We start from the raw sequence: 21236 nt of genomic DNA, 5'->3' as shown, positions 1-21236 counted from the left end.
AGCATGAACCAGCACTCTATGGATCTTTCCGTCACCCTCAAGGGGCCCACGCAAAGCCTGCACCTCAAGAACCCGGTGCTCACGGCTTCCGGCACCTTCGGTTACGGCATGGAATTCGCCCCCTACGGCGACCTGACCAGCCTGGGCGGCATCATCGTCAAGGGCCTGTCCCTGCTGCCCCGCGACGGCAACCCCTGCCCGCGCATCGTGGAGACCACGGCCGGCATGCTCAATGCCGTAGGCCTGCAGAACGACGGCGTGGAAGCCTTCTGCAAGGAAAAGCTCCCCCGCCTGCCCTGGCAGCATCTGCCCGTCATCGCCAACCTTTACGCCACCTCCCCCGCCGAATTCGGCGAGCTGGCCGCCCGCCTCAATGAAGAGGAAGGCGTGGCCGCGCTGGAAGTGAACGTCTCCTGCCCCAACGTCAAGAGCGGCGGCATCCTCTTCGGGCAGGACCCCAAGCTGGCCGCGGCCGTCACCCGCGCCGCCCGTGACGCGGCCCCCAACAAGCCGCTCATCATCAAGCTTTCGCCCAATGTCACGGACATCGCCCTCATGGCCCGCAGCGTGCAGGACGCCGGTGCGGACATGATCTCGTGCATCAACACCCTTTCGGGCATGGCCGTGGACGTGGCCCGGCGCAAGCCCCGCCTGGCCAATGTCATCGGCGGCCTGTCCGGCCCGGCCATCAAGCCCGTGGCCCTGCGCTGCGTGTGGCAGGTCTGCAAGGCCGTGGACATCCCCGTCATCGGCCTGGGCGGCATCTGCTCCGCCGAAGACGTGCTGGAGTTCATCCTGGTGGGTGCCCATGCCGTCCAGATCGGCACGGCCAACTTCATCAGCCCCGACCGCGCCTTCGAGATCGTCAAGGAACTGCCCGCCGTCTGCCGCCAGCTGGGTGTGACCAGCCTGGACGAGCTGCGCGGCTCCCTGAAGACGGCCTAACGCACGTCCGCTCCTTTTCCCGTGCGGGAGGGTACCGTAAGGCGCTCTCCCGCGCGGTGTTTTTTGTCCGGGGCACTGCGCCCCGTCCCGGCCTTGCTTTCGCGCCCCGACGCCTGCCGGGACGGCCCGGCCAGCCCCGAAGATCCAACCGCAACAGGGTACGGCAGCCCCTGCAAGTCTGCTCCATGGAGGCCCGCGTGGCAGAACTGAGCATCATCCCCGTCAACACTGCGGAAGACCTGGACCGCTTCGTCGAACTGCCCTGGAGCATCTACACGCCGGATTCCCTCTGGGTGCCCAACCTGAAAAAGCAGGACCGCGAGCTGCTCTCGCCCGGCGAGCATCCCTTCTGGAAGACCGCCCGGCGCGAGCTGTTCCTGGCCCTGCGCGACGGCCGCCCCGTGGGCCGCATCGCGGCCATCGTGGACGAAAAATACAACGCCTATGCCGGCGAACGCTGCGGGGCCTTCGGCTTCTTCGAATGCCGGGATGACCGCGAGGCCGCCCACGCCCTGCTGCAGGCCGCCCACGACTGGCTGCGCCGCCAGGGCATGGCCTTCATGCGCGGGCCCCTCAATCCGTCCACCAACTACACCTGCGCCATGCTGGTGGACGGCTTCGACGAGGCCCCCGCGCTCATGATGCCCTGGAACCCGCCCTACTATCCCGCCCTGCTGGAATCCTGGCACATGCGCAAGGAGCAGGACCTGTTCGCCTACCTCATCGAGCGCGACAAGCTGCGGGTGGAGGACTGGCTCAAGGACGAGATCCGCCACCTCAAGGAGCAGGAGCGCTTCACCTGCCGCGTCTCCTCCAAAGCCACCCTCACCGAGGACATCCGCATCATGCTGGACCTCTACCGCATCTCGTGGGCCGGCAACTGGGGCTTCGCGCCCCTTTCCGACGGCGAGGCCGACGTGCTGGTGAAGGAGCTCAAGGGCCTGCTCAACCCCGATTTCTTCGTCCTCTTCTTCCATGACGGCGAGCCCGCCGCGGGCATGGTGGCCCTGCCGGACTTCAATCCCCTGCTCAAGCGCCTCAACGGCAAGCTGGGCCTGAGCGCCCTGTGGCATTACTGGCAGGCGCGGGGCGAGATGCGCGGCAAGTACCGCATGATCCTCTTCGGCATCCGCGAAGAGTTCCGCCTGCTGGGCCTGCCCCTGCTCCTGCTGGACTACATGCTGGAACAGGCCCGCCGCCATCCCGAGTTCTGCCAGGTGGAAGGCTCGTGGGTTCTGGAGGACAACATGGCCGTCAATGACCTCATCGAAGACTTTTCCGGGCGGATCACCAAACGTTACCGCCTGTACCGCAAGGAGATCGTGTCATGAGCCATAGCGCCGATACTCCCCTGGGCATGCCCGCTCCCTGGCTGGACGGCAAAAAAATCGTCGTCACCGGCGGCACCGGCTTCGTGGGCCGTCACCTGCTGCCCCAGCTGGTGGCTGCCGGGGCCCGCGTCACCTGCATCACCCGCGCCACGTCCCGCCGCGACCATCTGCCCGCCGGGGTGGAGGTTGTCCGCGCCGACCTGCGCAGCGGCGCCGGACTGGAAGAAGCCCTGCGCGGCCAGGACATCTGCATCCACATGGCCGCCCTGCTCTTCGGTCTGGGCTGGCAGGACTATCTGCGCGCCAACAGCGAGGCCGCCCGCGCCCTGGCCACGGCCTGGCAGCGTCTCGACGCGCAGGGCCAGGCCCCGCAGCGCATGGTGCTGGTCTCCAGTCTGGCCGCCAGCGGCCCCTGCGACACTGCCGCCGGCAGGGGCGACGACGCCCCCGGCGCGCCCGTGTCCGCCTACGGCTGGTCCAAACTCATGGTGGAACAGATCCTGGGCCGTGCCCTGGGCGAGCGCATGGTCACCCTGCGGCCGCCCATCATCTACGGCTCCGGCGACCGCGGCCTGCTGCCCGTGTTCCAAGGCCTGCGCTACGGCGTGGCCGTCACGCCCGGCATGTTCCGCCGCTTCCCGGTCTCGGCCGTGCATGGTCGCGACGTGGGCCGCGCCATCGTCTGCTGCTGCCGCCCCGAAGCGCACGGCGTCTATCACGTCAATGACGGCGGCTGCTACGCCATGGCCGACTTTTACCGCGCCATGGCCCGTGCCATGGGCAAAAAGGCCTGCATCCTGCGCCTGCCCCTCTGCTTCCTGGGTCTGACCGCGCTGCTGTCCACCCTGGGCGGCAGCCTGCTGGCCGCGCTGGGACGCAAGGGCCGCGCCCCCAACTGGAATCTGGACAAATACCGCGAAGCCCGCCAGTCCGGCTGGACCTGCGACGCGTCGCGCCTGCGCGAGGAACTCGGCTATGCCCCCGCCCTCACGCTCGACCAGGGCATGCAAGAAGCCGTGGAAGGCTACAGGCGCGAGGGCCTGCTGTGAAAATAACCATCCAGGAACTGTCCAAGTCCTTTGGCGGACGGGACATCTTCAACAATTTCTCGCTGGAAGTGGATTCCGGCGTGCGTCTGTGCGTCTGCGGCCCCAACGGGACCGGTAAATCCACCCTCCTCCGCCTGCTGGCCGGTGTGGAACCCGCCGACGGCGGCCGTGTCATCCTGCCCAGGGGCTGCCGCCTGGGCTTCGTGGAACAGGAGCTTTCCGAAGAGGCCCTGGACACGCCCCTGCTGACCTATGTGCTGGACGTGCTCCATGACTGGAACGAATTCTGGGCCGAATGGGAAGAGGCCGCCCAGCAAAAGGACGAGGCGCGCCTGACCCAGCTCATGCACCGCCAGGCCGAGCTGGAAGCCACCCACGGCTACAATCCCGAGCACCGCGCCAAGGCCGTGCTCTCCGGTCTGGGCTTTGCCGAAAGCAAGTGGCTGCGCACCCTGCGCGAGCTCTCCGGCGGCTGGCGCGAACGCGCCAAGCTGGCCCGCGTGCTCACCGCCGGGGCCGACGTGCTGCTGCTGGACGAACCCACCAACCATCTGGACATGGAAGCCGTGGAATGGCTGGAGTCCTTCCTCATGGACTTCAAGGGCGCTCTGGTCTTCGTGGCCCACGACCGCGTGTTCATGGACCGCGTGGGCACGCACGTGCTCTATCTGGGCCTGTCCCGCCCGGTCTTCCGCAAGGCCACCTACACCCAGTTCCTCTCCCTTCAGGAAGAATACAACGCCCAGCGCGAACGCGAAGCCAAGGCCCTGCAGGACGAACTGGCCCGCAAGATGGCCTTTGTGGAACGCTTCCGCGCCAAGGCCACCAAGGCCCGTCAGGCCGGTTCGCGCCAGAAGATGGCCAAAAAGCTGGAAAAAGAGCTGGAAGATTACCGTCCCGAGCCCAAGCGCAAGGAACTGAACTTCACCTGGCCCGAAGCCCCGCACATGGAAAAGGTGGCCCTTGCCGCCGCCGATCTGGCCTTCCACTTCCCGGACGGCAAGCAGATGTGGCCGCCGCTGACCTTCACCCTGTACAACGGCCAGCGCGTGGCGCTGGTGGGCCACAACGGCTGCGGCAAGTCCACCCTGCTCAAGCTGCTGGCCGGGACCCTGGAACGCTGCGGCGGCAACGTGGTCACCGCGCCCCAGATGCGCCTGGGCTACTACACCCAGCACCAGATGGACACCCTGCGCCCGGACACCACCGTGCTGGGCGAGATCCGGCGCCTGTCCGACCCCCGCACCACCGAAGAAGAGCTCATGAGCGTGCTGGGCCTCTTCCTGCTGGGGCAGGAATACTTCGACCGGCAGGTGAGCAAGCTCTCCGGCGGTGAAAAGAGCCGTCTGGTGCTGGCCAGCCTGTTCCTCAAGCGCTGCAACTTCCTGCTGCTGGACGAACCCACCAACCATCTGGACCTCGAAAGCCGCGAGGCCCTGGGCACGGCCCTGCAGAAGTTCGACGGCACCCTGCTCATGGTGGCCCACGACCGCTGGCTGCTCTCGCAGGTGGGTGCCGAGGCCTGGGCCCTGGACGAGAAAGGCATCACCGTCTACCCCGACTTCGCCAGCTACGACACGGCCCGCCGTGCCGCGCTGGAAAGCGGCAGCGTCAGCCCCAGCCTCAACGCCTCCAACAAGGCCGAGAAGCCCGACAACGCGCCCCGCGCCAACCTCTCCCGCGAGGAGCAGAAGCGACTCAAGCGCGAGCAGGCCGAGCGCCGCAACGCCCTGCACAAGGAGCTCAAGCCCCTGCAGCAGAAATACGCCGCGCTGGAAGGCGAGCTGGAAAAGGCCATGAACGAACAGTCCGACGTGGAGACCCAGCTGGCCGATCCGGCCGTCTACGCCGACGGCGCCCGCTCCACCGAGCTGCTCAAGCGCTTCAACGAGCTGCGCGACCTGACCGAACGCCTTATGGAAGACATGGCCGCCCTGGAAGAACAGATCGCCGCCATCGAAGCCAGGCGCGCCGACATCGACAGCATGGGGGATCTGGCATGACCTCCATCGTCGTGGCCGGCGGCATCATCTGGCAGGACGACCACCTGCTGGCCGCCCTGCGCCCGCAAGGCAAGCCCATGGCCGGTTACTGGGAGTTCCCCGGCGGCAAGCTCGAACCCGGCGAGACCGCCGAGCAGGCCCTTTGCCGCGAGCTGCGTGAAGAGCTGGGCATCAGCGTGCGCGCCTGCCGGCTCTGGCAGATCGTGGAGCACGATTACGCCGAGCGCGACCTGCACGTGCAGCTGCACTTCTTCCACGTCACCGCCTTCGACGGCACGCCCTGCGCCCGGGAACGTCAGGAGCTGCGCTGGGTCACGCCCGCCCAGGCCCGTGACCTGCCCTTCCTGCCCGCCGACGCCGATCTGGTGGCCAGCCTGCCCGACCGCGCGCCGCGGTAGCGCGTCAGGCTCTGCAAGAGTGATTTTGTTGAGGGGGGAAGGGAACCCCTTTGGCTAGCGCACAAAGGCGGTTCCCTTCCCCCCTCAAACTCCCCCCTTCCTTCCCCAAACGCGCTTTCACGGCCTGTGTCCCTCCGGGGACACAGGCTTTCTTGTTTTTCAGGGGGAAGTTCATGGAAAAGAGGCCGGGAGACTGATCCATAACCTTCCCCAAATACTCAGCCAGGGCCAGAGTGGAGCCGCCTGTGCCTCCAATATGACCTTCCGGCAGGAAGAGCGGCCCCGGCATCTCCGCCGTATTTCCTTCCGCAAACCCGGCCATTGCGTCCGGGCCGGACGGCGGCTAAGATGCCACCTTGTCCCCAAAGCCTCGCCCGACGGCAGCGCACGATGCCATGCCCTGTGTCCGCCAGACGGGGACCTGCCATACCGGCCTGAATAAAAGTTTTTGGAAGGGTTGGGGGGTCCGGGGGGGAAGGGGGACCTTTTTCCAAAAAGGTCCCCCTTCCCCCCGTGCATCCCTCCCTGCCTTCCCTGCAAAGGAACCTCGCATGAACACGCCCTATGCTGCCCGACGCGACCGCCTGCGCCAACTGATGCGCGCCCGCGGTCTGGATGCCCTGCTGGTGAGCCACGCTGCCAACCGTTTTTATCTTTCCGGCTTCGAGCTGCATGACGTGCAGCTCAACGAGAGCGCGGGACGCCTGGTCATCTGCGCGGACGGGCGGGACTGGCTCTGCACGGACGCCCGCTACAAGGATGCGGCGGCCCGTCTCTGGGACGAGGACCGCATCCTCATCTACGGCCCGGACGCGGCCACGGAGATCGGCCAGCTCATGCGGCGTTGCGGCAGCCGCCTGGGCCTGGAGGCGGAGATCGTGAGCCTCAATTTCGCCCGCTCGCTGGGCCGTGCCGTGGGACGCGGCGCGCATCTGCAGGCCGCCGACGGCCTGGTGGAAGAGCTGCGCGTCATCAAGGATGCGGACGAGATCAAAGCCCTGGAGCGTTCCTTCGCTCTCAACCACGCCATGCTGCGCTGGCTGGAGGAAAGCCAGCTGCAACCGGGCCGCAGCGAAGCCGAGCTGGCCTGGGCCATCGAAAAATATTTCCGCGACAACGGCGCTTCGGAACTGGCCTTCCCGTCCATCGTGGCCGTGGACCAGAATGCGGCCCTGCCCCACGCCATCCCCGGCGAGAAAAAGCTGCCGGACAACGGCCTGGTGCTGGTGGACGTGGGCTGCCGCGTGGACGGCTATTGCTCCGACCAGACGCGCACCTTCTGGGTGGGCGACGCGCCGCACAAGGAGTTCCGCGAGACCATGAAGCTGGTGCGTGACGCCCAGCAGGCCGCCCTGGACAAGATGCGGCCGGGCCTGCCCCTGCACGAGGCCTATACGCTGGCGCGGGGCGTGTTCGAGAAGGCGGGCGTGGAGGCCTGGTTCACCCATGGCCTGGGCCACGGCGTGGGGCTGGAGACGCACGAGGCCCCCAGCCTGGGCCGTCGCGGCGACAAGGTCCTGCAGGAAGGCATGGTGGTCACGGTGGAGCCCGGCCTCTACTATCCGCAATGGGGCGGCATCCGCTGGGAATACACGGTGCTCATCACGGCCGACGGCAACCGCATCCTCTAGGGAGGCACCATGTCCCTGATCTATCTTGTGGGCCCGCGGGCCTGCGGCAAGACCACGCTGGGCAAGGCCCTGTCCGAAGTGCTGGACGTGCCCTACTGCGATACGGACCACCACCTCTGCGAACGTCTGGGCATGGACGTGGCCACCATGGTGGAGCGCTGGGGCTGGGAAGGCTTTCGCAGTCGCGAGAGCGAATCCCTGCGCCTGGCCAGTGAGGAGCTGGCGGGCCGTGGCGTGGTGGCCACCGGCGGCGGCATGGTGCTGGCGGAGGCCAACCGGCGCTATATGCGCGAGCATGGCCGGGTCTTTTTTTTGTCCGCCCCGGTGGAGGTGCTGGCCGCCCGCCTGCGGCGCAATCCGCTGGAGGCCCAGCGCCCCAGCCTCACCGGCAAGAGCTTGGACGATGAAGTGCGCGAGGTGCTGGAAGCCCGCCTGCCCCTGTACCGGGACGCCGCCCACCACGAACTGGACGCCCGCCAGAGCATCACGGAACTGTGCCTGGCAGTGCGGACCCTGCTGCGTCATTGATCATCACGGGGAGCGCGTCACGCCCATAGCGGCCTGATGCGCTCCCCGTGCGTTTTTTGGGAGGAGACATGTCTGCTAGCCCGCTGGTGACCGTCCTGCTGCCGGTCTGGAACGGCGCTTCCCTGCCCCTGACCGCAGAGGGGGAAGAGCCCCTGCGCGTGGCCATCCGTTCCCTGGCCCGGCAGGAAGCCGCGCCGGACGCCCCCGTACCGGGCTTCGAGGTGCTGGCCGTCGATGACGGTTCCACCGACGGCACGGCGGCCCTGCTGGATGCCCTGGCGGCGGAATATCCCTGCCTGCGCGTCCTGCATCGTCCGCATGAGGGCCTGCCCGGCGCGCTCAACGCCGGTCTGGAGTCCGCCCGGGGCGCGCTCATCGCCCGCATGGACGCCGATGATGTCTGCCACCCGCAACGCCTGGCCCTGCAGGCCGCCTGGATGGCGGAACATCCCGAGACGGGCCTGCTGGCCACGCGGGTACATTTTGGCGGCGACCGCGAGACCGCGCGCGGCTTTGCCCATTTCGTGGACTGGCAGAACGGCCTGCTGGATCATGAGGCCATCAGCCGCAACCGTTTTCGCGATACGCCCGTCAGCCATCCTTCGGTCATGTTCCGGCGCGAGCTGCCCCGGCTGCACGGCGGCTATGCCGACGGTTTTTTTGCCGAGGACTGGGAGTTGTGGCTGCGCTGGCTGCACGCCGGAGTGCGCATGGCCAAGCTGCCGCAGGAGCTGCTGGTCTGGAACGATCCGCCGCGCCGGGCCACCCGCAGCGACAGCCGCTATTGCGAGGCCGCCAACAACCAGTTGCGCGCCCTCTGGCTGGCCCGCTGGCTGGAACGCCACAACCCCTGGCATCCGCGGGTCTACCTACTGGGCGCGGGCAAGGTGGCGCGCCGCCGTCTGGCCCCCCTGTGGGAAAAAGGCGTGCAGGTGGCCGCTTTCGTGGACATCGATCCCAAAAAGATCGGGCAGAAGGTGCACGGCGTGCCGGTCATCGGCCGGGACGGACTGCCCGGGCCGGGACGCTGTTTCCTGCTCAACGCCCTCACCGCCCACGGCGCCGACGAGGATGCCGCCCGCTGGCTGGCTGCCGCCGGCTATGATGCGGAGCAGTGGCTGCTGGTCTGAGAGGTCCCGGATAGTCCGCGAAGCGTGAGCCGCTGTCCAAAAATTGACGGCTCCTGCCGCGCTCTGCCTTCTTTCGCCCTTGCGGCCGCGCATTTTTCCCAAGAGATCCCGCTTTTTATTGGTTGAGATAATGGCTTAAAATTACTTGATTTTTACGAAAACATATGAAAAATATCATAAAATTGTTTGTGCAGATGCGAAGACTTTGCGAATTTTGTCACCAATACCCTTTGACATAACCCCTTGTTGAGGGTATTTTATAAAAGCTTTGAACATCACACCGTCCAGAGGGAGGATACGGTAATGTTGGACCTTAATATCACCTTGGTTTTCCAGTTGGTGAACTTCTTCATCGCACTGTACGTGCTGAACCTCCTTCTGATTCGCCCCATCCGCGAAATCATCCGCAAACGCAAAGCCGTCATGGACGATATGTCCGGCGAATCCGAATCCTACGAATACCAGGCCGAACAGCGCCTTTCCGACTATGACAACCAGCTGACCCGCGCCCGTCAGGATGCAGGCCAGAACCGCGAAAAGGCCCGCGAAGCCGGCGCCGCCGAACAGGCCAGCCTGGTGGCTGAAGCCCAGAAGCGCGCCCAGGAAATCATTGCCGAGACCCGTCGCAACCTGCAGGCCGAAGCCGATGCTTCCCTGAAGGAACTGCGCGGTCAGGTCGCCACGCTCTCCGGCCAGCTGGCCGAGCGTGTGCTGCGTGGCTAGTACGCCGTTTCTGCCACTGTGCCACGCGCGAGCTCGGTGGTTTTTCGGGCGGTCTTCGGACCGCGAGGGTAAAGAATCAAGAGAAACCCAATCAAGGGGGTGGGCTTTGAGCAAATGGAAACACGCTGGGCTGGGCTTGACGCGAGTTATGGTGCCTGTCCTTGCGCTTACGCTGCTTTTCGCCGTGGGGGCGCAGGCCTCTGAAGGGCATGACGCGCCGCGCTGGGGCGACTTTGGCTGGCGTGTGCTCAACTTCATCATCTTCGCCGGTATCCTGTGGTACTTCGTGGGCGGTCTGGCCCGCAAGTTCTTCTCCGGCCGCCGCGCCCGCATCAGCCAGGACCTCCAGGATCTGGAAGCCCGCCGCGCTGAAGCCCAGAAGCGCCTGGATGAAGTGGAAAAGCGCATCAGCAACCTTGAGTCCGAACGCAAGGCCATCCTCGATGAAAGCCTCGCTCAGGCCGAAAGCGTGAAGCAGGCCGTCGTCGAAGAAGCCAAGCGTCAGGCCGAACAGATTGTGCAACAGGCTCGTCGCACTGCCGAGAACGAAGGCCGCGCCATGCTGGCCGAAGTGCGCGCCGCCATTGCCGATGAGATTGTGGACGCAGCGGAAAAGGTCCTGGCTGAAAAGCTGACCGCCGCCGAGCATGAAAAGCTCATTACCAACTCCCTCAACAAGGTGGTGCTCCATTGACGGACGCGATAGTTGCTCGCAGATATGCCGGCGCCATATTTGCGCTGGGCAAACAACAAGGGGATGAGGCCCTCTCGCGTTACGGGAGCGATCTCGCCGCGCTGGGAGACATGCTTGCCGCCTCGCCGAAGCTGGACGCCGCGCTGAAAAGCCCGGTCATCAGCATCGATGAAAAAAAGGCTGTGATGGGCAAGCTGCTTAAGAAAATCAAGGCGGACAAAACCGTCAGCAACTTCTGCCTGCTGTTGGCCGACAAAGAGCGTCTGGCTTATCTCGGCGAGATTGTCGGCTGGTATGGCAAGTTGCTTGACGACGCCAAAGGAATTATCCGTGGTACGCTCACTACCGCCGTGGAGCTTACGGATAACAAGCGGGCCGAACTCAAGGCCGAGCTTGAAAAGAAGGCGGGGGCGAGCATTGAGCTTGCCTTTGATGTGGATGCTTCCATCCTTGGGGGCGTGGTGCTCAAGGTTGGTGATCGAGTGCTGGACGCAAGTCTGCGCGCGCAGTTGGCGATCCTTCGGGAGACATTCAAGAGGGGTGAATAGCACATGCAGATCAAAGCTGAAGAGATAAGCAAGATCATTGAAGATCAAATCAAAAACTACGAGCAGCGCGTAGAAATGAGCGAAACCGGCACCGTGTTGTATGTCGGTGACGGTATCGCCCGCGTCTACGGGGTTCAGAATGCCATGGCCATGGAACTGCTGGAATTCCCCGGCGGCGTCATGGGTATGGTGCTCAACCTCGAAGAAGACAACGTGGGTGTCGCGCTGCTCGGCTCCGATGTGGGCATCAAGGAGGGCGATCCTGTCAAGCGTACCGGCAAGATCTTCTCCGTGCCCGTGGGCGACAAGGTTATGGGCCGCGTGCTCAACCCCCTTGGCCAGCCCATCGACGGCCTCGGCCCGGTCGAAGCCGAAGAAGTCCGCCCGGTGGAAATCAAGGCCCCTGGTATCATCGCGCGTAAGAGCGTGCATGAGCCCATGCCCACGGGTCTGAAGGCCATCGACGCCATGACTCCTATCGGCCGCGGCCAGCGTGAACTGATCATTGGCGACCGTCAGACCGGTAAGACCGCCGTCTGCATCGACGCCATCCTGGCCCAGAAAGAAACCGACATTCACTGCTTCTACGTGGCCATCGGCCAGAAGAAAGCGTCTGTCGCCCTGGTGGCCGACACCCTGCGCAAGCACGGTGCCATGGAATACACCACCATCATCTCGGCCACCGCTTCCGACCCGGCTCCCTTGCAGTACATCGCGGCTTACACCGGTTGCACCATGGCCGAGTACTACCGCGACAACGGCAAGCATGCCCTGATCATCTACGATGACCTCTCCAAACAGGCTGTGGGTTATCGCCAGATGTCCCTGCTGCTCCGTCGTCCTCCCGGACGTGAAGCTTTCCCCGGCGACGTGTTCTACCTGCACTCCCGCCTGCTGGAACGCGCTGCCAAGGTGAGCGACAAGCTCGGTGCCGGCTCCCTGACCGCCCTGCCCATCATCGAAACGCAGGCCGGTGACGTGTCCGCCTACATCCCGACCAACGTGATCTCCATCACCGACGGTCAGGTGTACCTGGAACCCAACCTGTTCAACGCCGGTGTGCGTCCGGCCATTAACGTGGGTCTGTCCGTGTCCCGCGTGGGTGGCGCCGCTCAGATCAAGGCCATGAAGCAGGTTGCCGGTACCATGCGTCTGGACCTGGCCCAGTACCGCGAACTGGCCGCTTTCGCCCAGTTCGGTTCCGACCTGGACAAGGCCACCAAGGCCAAACTGGAACGCGGCGCCCGTCTGGTGGAACTGCTGAAGCAGCCCCAGTACCAGCCCATGCCCGCCCAGGAACAGGTGGCTTCCATCTACGCCGCTACCCGCGGCTACATGGACGACGTGCCGGTGGATCAGATCCGTCGCTTTGAAAGTGAAATGCTGGCCTTCATGCGCGATACCCGCAAGGACGTGCTGGACGCCATCAAGGATAAGAAAGTCATTGATGAAGCTGTGGAAAAGGCGCTGAACGAGGCGATTACCGCCTTTAAGCAGGGCTACCAGGCTTAACGCCGGGGGATACCCATATGCCTTCACTCAAAGACGTAAAAATGAAAATCGTGGGGGTCGGCAAGACCAAGCAGATCACCAAGGCCATGAACATGGTGGCCTCGGCGAAACTGCGCGGCGCGCAGGCCCGCATCGAACGCTTCCGGCCGTATGCCGGCAAGTATCGCCAGGTCCTGGCCGAGCTTGCCCGCAAGGTGGAGGGCACTGCCCATCCGCTGCTGGCCGAGCATGAGGAAAAGAAAAACTGCGCCATCGTGCTGGTCACGTCCGATCGTGGTCTGTGCGGCAGCTTCAACGGCAACATCATCACCACGGCCCTGAAGCTCGCTGCTGAAAAAACCAATGCCGGTATGAAGGTCACCTTCGCCTGCATGGGCCGCAAAGGACGCGACGCTGTGCGCAAGGCCGGCTACGACATCTCGGTCGCTTACGGTGACCGTATGGGCAGCCTGGACTTTTCGCTGGCCAGCTCCATCGCGCAGGAAGTCATTCACGGCTACGAAACCTTTGCTTTTGATGAAGTCTGGATGGTGTACGGCGAGTTTGTGTCCATGGGGCATCAGCCCCCGCGCACACTGAGCCTGCTGCCCCTGGCTGCCCCTGAGGCGGAAGCGGAAGAAGGTCAGGAAGAAGCCCACTGCGAGTACGTTTACGAACCGCAGGAAGAAGCCCTTCTGGCCGAGCTGCTCCCCCGCTACATCAAGGTTCAGGTCTACCGGGGAATGCTGGATACGTCTGCCAGTGAACACGCTGCGCGCATGGCCGCTATGGACAACGCGACGCGTAACTGTAACGAGATGATCAATACGTTGACCCTGCTCTACAACAAGACACGGCAGGCTTCCATCACCAGCGAACTCATCGACATCGTCGGCGGCGCAGAAGCGCTGAACGGGTAACAGGAGCCAAGCATGAGCAAAAACATTGGTAAAATCGTCCAGGTTATCGGCGCCGTCGTGGACGTTGAGTTCAGCGACGGACACCTGCCTGATATCCTGACCGCCCTGGAAATCAAAAACCCCAACAACAGCGACGCGCCTGACCTCGTCTGTGAAGTGGCCCAGCACCTCGGTGACAACGTGGTGCGTACCATCGCCATGGACGCCACCGAAGGTCTGGTGCGCGGCATGGAAGTTGTGGATACGGGCAACCCCATCATGGTGCCCGTGGGCAAGGCGGCTGTGGGACGTATCCTCAACGTTATCGGCCGTCCCGTGGACGAAATGGGTCCGGTCAACGCTGAGAAGTACTACCCCATCCACCGTCCCGCCCCCGAGTTCACCGAGCAGAACACCAAGGTGGAACTGCTTGAAACCGGCATCAAGGTCGTGGACCTGCTCGTGCCCTTCCCCAAGGGCGGCAAGATGGGTCTGTTCGGCGGCGCCGGCGTGGGCAAGACCGTTATCCTGATGGAAATGATCAACAACATTGCCAAGCAGCACGGCGGCTCTTCGGTGTTCGCCGGCGTGGGTGAACGTACCCGTGAAGGCAATGACCTGTATAACGAACTGAAAGAAGCCGGTGTTCTGGAGCGCGCCACGCTGGTTTACGGCCAGATGAACGAGCCTCCGGGAGCCCGTGCCCGCGTGGCCCTGACCGCCCTTGCCTGCGCCGAATACTTCCGCGACGAAGAAAACCAGGACGTGTTGCTCTTCATCGACAACATCTTCCGCTTCACGCAGGCCGGTTCGGAAGTGTCCGCTCTGCTGGGCCGCATGCCCTCGGCCGTGGGTTACCAGCCCACCCTGGGTACTGACCTGGGTGCCCTGCAGGAACGCATCACCTCCACCAACAAGGGTTCGATCACCTCCGTGCAGGCCGTTTACGTGCCCGCTGACGACTTGACCGACCCCGCCCCGGCTACCACGTTCTCGCATCTGGACGGTACGCTCGTGCTTTCCCGTCAGATCGCCGAACTGGGTATCTACCCCGCCGTGGACCCGCTGGACTCCACCTCCCGCATCCTCGACCCCAACGTCGTGGGCGAAGAGCACTACAGCGTGGCCCGTCAGGTGCAGATGGTGCTGCAGAAGTACAAGGAACTGCAGGATATCATCGCCATTCTGGGTATGGACGAACTGTCTGACGAAGACAAGCTCACCGTTGCCCGTGCGCGTCGTATCCAGCGCTTCCTGTCCCAGCCCTTCCACGTGGCCGAAACCTTCACCGGTACCCCCGGCCAGTATGTGAAGCTGGAAGACACCATCAAGGGCTTCAAGGGCATCCTGGAAGGCCAGTACGACCACCTTGCCGAATCCGACTTCTACATGCTGGGCAGCATCGACCAGGCCGTGGCCAAGTACGAAGCCCGCATCCAGCAGGAAGCTAAGTAAGGAGCGCCCATGAGCATGCTGCAACTGGAAGTGGTGACACCTGACAAGACCGTTGTCAGCGCTCAGGTGGATATGGCCGTGTGCCCCGGCGTCATGGGTGAGTTTGGCGTGCTGCCGCATCACGTCTCCCTGCTCTCTGCCCTCAAGATTGGCAATCTGCGCTATACTGAAGGCGGCAAGCAGCACAACGTGTTCATCTCCGGCGGCTTTGCCGATGTGAACAACAAGGTCCTGACCGTGCTGGCGGAATCGGCCGAACTGGCCGAAGACATCGACACCGCCCGCGCCCAGGCCGCCAAGGAGCGCGCCGAAAAGCGCATGGCCAGCCAGGCCGATGATGTGGACCATGCCAGAGCGGAAGCCGCTCTGCAGCGCGCCGTCGAGCGCCTGCATGTGGCCCAGTTGCGCTAGCGGCAATCAGTCTCCTGATTAAAACAAGCCGCATTGCGGGAAACCGCAATGCGGCTTTTTCATACCCGAAAATTTTTATACAAAAAATTTTTTGTTGTACAAAAAATAGTTTACAAATCGAGAGCCACCCCGTATATTCACCTCATGGAGTTCCACATGGACAAGAAAACTCTTCTGGAAAATTTGTGCAGGATCGCCGACGGGCTGGTCGCTTTTTGGGGGCGTGACTACGAGATCGCCATCCACGACCTCAGCCGTCTCGAATCCTCCCTGGTCCATATCGCCGGCGAAGTGACCAAAAGAGCCCCCGGAGCTCCGGCAACCGATTTCCTCATCAACCACCTGAGCCGCTATGGCGCCGATGCGCCGGACGTGCGCCCCTACCGCGCCCAGGGCCGCCATGGCGAACCCCTGCGCGGATCACTGGTCTACATCAAGGACGACAAGGGCGTGCCTGTCTTCGCCATGTGCATCAACCAGAACATCTCCCGCCAGATGGCCGCCATCGCCGCCCTGGAAGACCAGATACGCACGGCCCCCGCCGGAGACAGCCGCAATGACGGTACCCAGGAGACCTTTGCCGCCACCTCGGAAGAGACCATGGAAGCCATCGTCCGCAAGGTACTGCAGCAATTCGGCAAGCTCCCCACAGAGCTGGACAGGGAAGAACGCATCGCCCTGATAGCCCAGTTCGACCAGCACGGAGCCTTCCGCTTCAAGGGCATGGTCGAACATATCGCCTCCATCATGGGCATCTCCAAATATACGCTCTACAGCTATCGCAAGGCGTGCCGCCAGGGCCCGGCCAACGGCCCGCAAGATCCGGAATTGCCTTCATAACACGTGGAGGACTGCTCCACGTAAACATTTACTGGAGGTACTTCATGTCAGTCCCGAACCGCCCCGAGAGCGAATACAACGCTGCCCTCAAGATGTGGGGGGGAAAGTGGGGGGCAGCCATCCCCCTGCTCCTGCTTATCTGCGGCCTCTTATGGTTGTCCCTGCACGGGCCGGCCACGCCAAAGAACTTCTGGAGCATCGGCTTTGCCGCCATCTGCATCGGCCTTTTCCTCTCCAAGACGCCCAAGGAATACTGCGCGACCGTCCTGCGCGGGTTCAACAACAAGAGCGTCGGCGTGCTGTGTGCCTCCTGGATCTTTGCCAGTGTCTTCGGCCAGATCATGCAGGCCGGCGGCATCATCGAGGGGCTGCTCTGGTTCGGGCTCAACGTAGGGGCCCAGGGCAGTGTGTTCACCGTCATCACCTTCCTGGCGGCCATGCTGTTCTCACTGGGTACCGGCACCGCCAACGGCACCATCCTGGCGCTGACGCCCGTCATGTTCCCGGCCGGTGTCTTCCTTGGGGCGGACCCCGCCTTCCTGGCCGTGGCCATCCTCTCCGGCGGCGCCCTGGGGGACAGCTATTCCCCCATCTCCTCTTCCAACATCACCGTCGCCTTCACCCAGGACGCTGACATCCAGAAGATAACCCGGACCCGCGCGCCCCTGGTCTTCACGGCTGCCGCCATCTCCGCCATCGTCTTTGCCTGCTTCGGCGGTGGCGGCACGGTCTCCACGCCGCCCCAGTTCGCGGCCTCCATGTCGCCCACCTGCCTGCTGCTCCTGCTTGCCTTCGGGATCGTCATCGTGGCCTCGCTCCTTGGGCGCCATATCATCGAATCCCTCACCTGGGGCATTGCCGCGGCCATCGTCATCGGCCTTGCCATAGGCCGCCTCAGCCTGTCGGATCTGCTCCATCCCGTCACCACCGGCGGCATGAGCAGCGGCCTGCTCGAGAACGGCGTGAGCGGCGTCACGGGGGGCATCATCTTCATCCTCTTCATCCTTGGCGTGATCCAGCTCGTCATGGAAAGCGGCATCATGGAAGATATCGTCAACTAGGTGCAGAAGACCTTCATCAAGACGGCCCGTCAGGCCGAGATCACGATCATCGCCTCCACGGTGCTGATCACCATCCCCATTTCCGCCAACGTCCCTGCGGAAGTCCTGCTGGGTACGACCTTCGTCAAGCCCCTCTCCCAGCGTTTCGGCATAGCTCCCGAACGCGCCGCCGACCTGCTGTGCTGCTCGGCCTGTACGATCTTCTATATGCTGCCCTGGCATATCGTCTGTGCGCTCTGGTTCAATACGGTCAGCCACGCCGCCGCCGAATACGGCCTTGTCAGCCCGCCCATCACCTCCGCGCTCCTCATGCCCTACGCCTGGGCCCTGCTGCTCGTCCTTTTCCTTTCCGCCATCACGGGATGGCAGAAGCGGATACCGACCCAAGGTCTTTCTTCCAAGGAGCAAAATGATGCCGTCTCCCGCTAACCTCCTTACGGATTTCATCCTCAGGCAGAGCTATGCCGATCTTCCCGAACCGATCCGCCATCAGGCAAAGCGCTGCCTGCTGGACAGCATGGGCGCCCTGTCCGCCGGTGCGGTCACACCGCTGGCCCGCCTGACCGCCCGCACGGCCGAACGTTTTTTCCAGGGCGGGGAATGCACCCTGATCTCCAGCGGCAGGAAGGTCTCCCCCTGGGGGCCAGCATGGCCAACGGTTTCGCCTCCAATGCCCTTGATGTGGAGCACGGCTACCGGCCCGCCCAGGGACGCCCCGGTGCGGCCCTGACGCCGGTGATGCTGGCTGCCGCCGAGATGGCGGAAACGCCTCCCTCGGGCACGGATATGCTGGCTGCCGTGGCCGTCGGCTACGAGGTGGGGGTGCGCTCCGGCATGTACTGGAACCGGGATCATGCCCGCGTCTACACTTCCGGCCTCTGGGGCGCCATCGGCGCCGTGGCCGCCGCCGGCCGCATCCTCGGCCTGAAGGAAGACGTCCTGCTCCAGGCGCTGAACTGCGCCGATTACCACGGCCCGGTAGGCTTCATCGCCCGCGGTGTGGCCACCCCCTGCATGGCCAAGGACGGCGTCGGCTGGGGGGCCCATACGGCCATGATGTCCATCCTGCTGGCACAGGCCGGGTTCACCTCCCCCCTGCTGGATTTCGACGCCGCGCTGGCCGAAGAACTGGGAAGCCGCTGGCGCATGGCGGACCTGTACTTCAAGCCCTACTGCTGCTGCCGCTGGGCCCAGGTCTCCATCGCAGGCGCCCTCAAGATCGTCAGGGAAAACCACCTTGCCGTCAGCGACATCCGCCGTCTTGTCATCCACACCTTCTCCAAGGCGGCCTCGCTCAGCCGCGAACACCCCACGCATACGGACGCGGCCCAGTACAACATCACCTATCCCATCGCTGTCGCCCTGCTGGACGGCCAGATCAGCGGGGCCCAGGTCCTGCCGCCGCGCATCTTCGACAAGGATGTCCTGGAGCTTGCCGACATGATCGAAGTGGTGGTGGAAGAGCGCTTCGAAGAGCGCTTCCCGGCCCGGACGTTCTCCGAAGTCTGCATCACCACCACGGACGGTAGGGAGCTGCGGTCCGGGGAACTGGAGCCCCAGTGGGAACCCGCCGACAGCCCCTCCGATGAAGAGCTGCTGGACAAGTTCACCCGCCTGACCGCCCCCGTCTTCGGTGAGCAGGAATGCGCCCGCATGCGGGAGGCCATCTGGCATGCGGAAGACCTGGACAATGCGCTGGACATCTGGCCGCGCACCCTTGCCCGTCATATCGAGGAGTAACCATATGGACATGATCCAGAGCACAGGGGCCCCGGCGGCCATCGGTCCCTATTCGCAGGCCGTGGATACCGGCAGCACCGTCTATCTGAGCGGCCAGATCGGCCAGGACCCCGCCAGCGGGCAGATTGTCACCGGCTTCAAGGCCCAGACCATCCAGGCTCTCGAAAACCTGAAAGCCGTGCTTGCCGCGGCCGGCATGACGCTCGACAACATGGCCCAGGTCGACGTCTTCGTGACGGACATGCGCAACTTTGAGGACTTCAACGCCATCTATTCCACCTACTTCCCCGCCTACAAGCCGGCACGGCTGTTCGTCGAGGTCCGGGGGCTCTGCCCGGGAGCAGAGGTCGAGATCCGCGGTATCGCATGCAGGCGGTGACCCCGCCGGCATGAGACCGGCCTGTCCGGGAACGGTTCCGCACAACTCCGTTTCCCGGACAGGCTCCTTCTCCCCTCCCTCCGGGCGGGTACGGGCGGGCAGCATGGACTTTGGCCCTGTTTTGGCTTATTAAGATACTTTTCAATCTTCGTAACCCAATGCAGGATATACCATGCCCAGTCTGGATCATATTCGCAATTTCTGCATCATCGCCCATATCGACCACGGCAAGTCCACCCTTGCCGACCGCATCCTTGAGCTGACCAAGGTCGTCAGCCAGCGCGAGGCCCGCCAGCAGTACCTGGACAAGATGGATCTGGAACGCGAGCGCGGCATCACCATCAAGGCGCAGACCGTGCGCATCCCCTATGTGGCTGCCAACGGAGAGGAATATGAGCTGAACCTCATCGACACGCCCGGACACGTGGACTTCAACTACGAAGTGTCGCGCTCCCTGGCCGCCTGCGAAGGCGCGCTGCTGGTGGTGGACGCCACCCAGGGCGTGGAGGCCCAGACCCTGGCCAACGTCTATCTGGCCCTGGACCACGACCACGAGATCGTGCCCGTGCTGAACAAGATCGACCTGCCCAGCGCCGAGGTGGATCGCGTCAAGGAAGAGATCGAGGAAGCCATCGGCCTGGACTGCACCGACGCCCTGCCCGTGTCCGCCAAGACCGGTCTGGGCGTGGACGCCGTGCTGGAAGCCATCGTCAACCGTCTGCCCGCGCCGGGCGGCGATCTGGACGCCCCCCTCAAGGCCCTGATCTTCGACTCCTGGTACGACAGCTACCAGGGCGTGGTGGTGCTCTTCCGCGTGGTGGACGGCCGGGTGAAACTGGGCGACATGGTGCGCCTCATGAGCACCGGCAAGGAATATGAAGTGCTGCGCTTGGGCGTGTTCTCGCCTGAGGCTACGGACGTGAAGGAACTGCACGCCGGTGAGGTGGGCTTCCTTTGCGGCAGCATCAAGTCTCTGGGCGATGCCCGCGTGGGCGATACCATCACCCTGGCGGCCAATCCGGCCACCGAGCCCGTGCCCGGCTTCAAGGAAGTGAAGCCCATGGTGTTCTGCGGCCTCTATCCCTCGGAATCCGACGATTACGAGAACCTCAAGGCCGCGCTGGAAAAGCTCCAGCTCAACGACGCCGCCTTCAGCTTCGAGCCTGAGACCTCCCAGGCCCTGGGCTTCGGCTTCCGCTGCGGCTTCCTGGGCCTGCTGCATATGGAGATCATCCAGGAACGCCTGGAACGCGAATTCGAGGTGGACCTCATCGCCACGGCGCCCTCGGTCATCTACCGGGTGGACACCACCGACGGCAAGACGCTGGAGATCGACAACCCGGCCCATCTGCCCGACTCCACCAAGATCAAGGCCCTTTACGAGCCCTATGTGAGCATGGACATCCACGTGCCCAACGAATACGTGGGCAATGTCATGAAGCTCTGCGAGGACAAGCGCGGCACCCAGAAGAACCTGCACTACCTGGCCGCCAACCGCGTGGTGGTGACCTACGAGCTGCCCTTCGCCGAGATCGTCTATGACTTCTTCGACCGACTCAAGTCCTGCACGCGCGGCTACGCCAGCATGGACTACCAGCCCATCGACTACCGCGAGTCCGACCTGGTGCGTCTGGACATCCTGCTCAACAGCGAGCCCGTGGACGCCCTGGCCGTCATCGTGCACCGCGACCGCGCCTACACCTACGGCCGTTCGCTGGCCCTCAAGCTCAAGCGCACCATCCCGCGCCAGCTCTTCCAGGTGGCCATCCAGGCGGCCATCGGCCAGAAGATCATCGCCCGCGAGACCGTGTCCGCCTTCCGCAAGGACGTGACCGCCAAGTGCTACGGCGGTGACATCACCCGTAAGCGCAAGCTACTGGAAAAGCAGAAGGAAGGCAAAAAGCGCATGAAGCGCATGGGCAACGTGGAGCTGCCGCAGGAAGCCTTCCTGGCCGCCCTCAAGGTGGGCGACGAATAAAC

The 21236-nt window shown here is 64.1% G+C and carries 21 protein-coding genes and 1 pseudogene; all 22 read left to right on the top strand.

Going from position 1 to position 21236, the window contains the following annotated elements; all coding sequences use genetic code 11:
• Nucleotides 1–18 precede the first annotated feature (18 nt).
• Nucleotides 19–945 carry a dihydroorotate dehydrogenase gene (locus HF854_RS01905; RefSeq protein ID WP_168934816.1) on the top strand — a complete coding sequence of 309 codons (927 nt, stop codon included), beginning with the start codon at nucleotides 19–21 and terminating at the stop codon, nucleotides 943–945.
• A gap of 197 nt (nucleotides 946–1142) precedes the next feature.
• Entirely contained in the window at nucleotides 1143–2276 is a 1134-nt protein-coding gene (locus HF854_RS01900; RefSeq protein ID WP_346765644.1) for a hypothetical protein, read from the top strand.
• Complete coding sequence (locus HF854_RS01895; RefSeq protein WP_168934762.1) at nucleotides 2273–3325, top strand: NAD-dependent epimerase/dehydratase family protein; 1053 nt, start codon at nucleotides 2273–2275, stop codon at nucleotides 3323–3325. Before HF854_RS01900 ends, HF854_RS01895 begins: the two co-directional genes overlap by 4 nt.
• Nucleotides 3322–5328 (top strand): ABC-F family ATP-binding cassette domain-containing protein, encoded by a 2007-nt coding sequence (locus HF854_RS01890; RefSeq protein WP_168934761.1) that lies wholly within the window; start codon nucleotides 3322–3324, stop codon nucleotides 5326–5328. Before HF854_RS01895 ends, HF854_RS01890 begins: the two co-directional genes overlap by 4 nt.
• The gene (locus HF854_RS01885) at nucleotides 5325–5726 is read left to right on the top strand and encodes a (deoxy)nucleoside triphosphate pyrophosphohydrolase (RefSeq protein WP_006007285.1); all 402 of its coding nucleotides are present in this window, start codon (nucleotides 5325–5327) and stop codon (nucleotides 5724–5726) included. Before HF854_RS01890 ends, HF854_RS01885 begins: the two co-directional genes overlap by 4 nt.
• Before the next feature lie 551 nt (nucleotides 5727–6277).
• On the top strand, nucleotides 6278–7357 hold the full coding sequence (locus HF854_RS01880) for a M24 family metallopeptidase (protein ID WP_168934760.1): 1080 nt from the start codon (nucleotides 6278–6280) through the stop codon (nucleotides 7355–7357).
• A 9-nt stretch (nucleotides 7358–7366) separates the two neighbouring features.
• Nucleotides 7367–7885 carry a shikimate kinase AroL gene (gene aroL / locus HF854_RS01875; protein WP_168934759.1) on the top strand — a complete coding sequence of 173 codons (519 nt, stop codon included), beginning with the start codon at nucleotides 7367–7369 and terminating at the stop codon, nucleotides 7883–7885.
• 68 nt (nucleotides 7886–7953) lie between these two features.
• Entirely contained in the window at nucleotides 7954–9015 is a 1062-nt protein-coding gene (locus HF854_RS01870) for a glycosyltransferase (RefSeq protein WP_168934758.1), read from the top strand.
• A gap of 303 nt (nucleotides 9016–9318) precedes the next feature.
• On the top strand, nucleotides 9319–9738 hold the full coding sequence (locus tag HF854_RS01865) for a F0F1 ATP synthase subunit B (protein ID WP_006007274.1): 420 nt from the start codon (nucleotides 9319–9321) through the stop codon (nucleotides 9736–9738).
• Between the two features lie 148 nt (nucleotides 9739–9886).
• Entirely contained in the window at nucleotides 9887–10432 is a 546-nt protein-coding gene (locus HF854_RS01860) for a F0F1 ATP synthase subunit B (RefSeq protein ID WP_168934757.1), read from the top strand.
• A complete protein-coding gene (atpH, locus tag HF854_RS01855; RefSeq protein ID WP_006007270.1) occupies nucleotides 10429–10980 on the top strand; it encodes an ATP synthase F1 subunit delta in 552 nt (183 codons plus the stop codon). Before HF854_RS01860 ends, atpH begins: the two co-directional genes overlap by 4 nt.
• Before the next feature lie 3 nt (nucleotides 10981–10983).
• Nucleotides 10984–12492, top strand: a complete 1509-nt coding sequence (gene atpA / locus HF854_RS01850) for a F0F1 ATP synthase subunit alpha (protein WP_006007267.1) — start codon at nucleotides 10984–10986, stop codon at nucleotides 12490–12492.
• A 17-nt stretch (nucleotides 12493–12509) separates the two neighbouring features.
• Nucleotides 12510–13391 (top strand): F0F1 ATP synthase subunit gamma, encoded by an 882-nt coding sequence (locus HF854_RS01845; RefSeq protein WP_168934756.1) that lies wholly within the window; start codon nucleotides 12510–12512, stop codon nucleotides 13389–13391.
• A 12-nt stretch (nucleotides 13392–13403) separates the two neighbouring features.
• Nucleotides 13404–14825 (top strand): F0F1 ATP synthase subunit beta, encoded by a 1422-nt coding sequence (gene atpD / locus HF854_RS01840; protein ID WP_168934755.1) that lies wholly within the window; start codon nucleotides 13404–13406, stop codon nucleotides 14823–14825.
• A 9-nt stretch (nucleotides 14826–14834) separates the two neighbouring features.
• Nucleotides 14835–15236, top strand: coding sequence for a F0F1 ATP synthase subunit epsilon (locus HF854_RS01835; RefSeq protein ID WP_168934754.1), 402 nt, complete (start codon nucleotides 14835–14837; stop codon nucleotides 15234–15236).
• 156 nt (nucleotides 15237–15392) lie between these two features.
• On the top strand, nucleotides 15393–16076 hold the full coding sequence (locus HF854_RS01830) for a helix-turn-helix transcriptional regulator (protein ID WP_168934753.1): 684 nt from the start codon (nucleotides 15393–15395) through the stop codon (nucleotides 16074–16076).
• A gap of 44 nt (nucleotides 16077–16120) precedes the next feature.
• The gene (locus HF854_RS01825) at nucleotides 16121–17137 is read left to right on the top strand and encodes a Na+/H+ antiporter NhaC family protein (RefSeq protein WP_168934752.1); all 1017 of its coding nucleotides are present in this window, start codon (nucleotides 16121–16123) and stop codon (nucleotides 17135–17137) included.
• Nucleotides 17138–17566, top strand: coding sequence for a Na+/H+ antiporter NhaC family protein (locus HF854_RS01820; protein WP_168934751.1), 429 nt, complete (start codon nucleotides 17138–17140; stop codon nucleotides 17564–17566).
• A pseudogene (locus tag HF854_RS12910) lies at nucleotides 17547–18175 on the top strand (MmgE/PrpD family protein); the annotation flags it as partial. The gene HF854_RS01820 and the pseudogene HF854_RS12910, both read left to right, overlap by 20 nt.
• Nucleotides 18152–18877 (top strand): MmgE/PrpD family protein, encoded by a 726-nt coding sequence (locus HF854_RS12905; RefSeq protein WP_368491561.1) that lies wholly within the window; start codon nucleotides 18152–18154, stop codon nucleotides 18875–18877. The pseudogene HF854_RS12910 and the gene HF854_RS12905, both read left to right, overlap by 24 nt.
• 4 nt (nucleotides 18878–18881) lie before the next feature.
• Complete coding sequence (locus HF854_RS01805) at nucleotides 18882–19256, top strand: Rid family detoxifying hydrolase (protein ID WP_168934748.1); 375 nt, start codon at nucleotides 18882–18884, stop codon at nucleotides 19254–19256.
• A 172-nt stretch (nucleotides 19257–19428) separates the two neighbouring features.
• Entirely contained in the window at nucleotides 19429–21234 is a 1806-nt protein-coding gene (gene lepA / locus HF854_RS01800; RefSeq protein WP_168934747.1) for a translation elongation factor 4, read from the top strand.
• Nucleotides 21235–21236: the final 2 nt, after the last annotated feature.

The organism is Desulfovibrio piger, assembly GCF_012843875.1.
Lineage (GTDB): Bacteria > Desulfobacterota > Desulfovibrionia > Desulfovibrionales > Desulfovibrionaceae > Desulfovibrio.
This window is presented reverse-complemented; position numbering and strand designations above follow the sequence as displayed.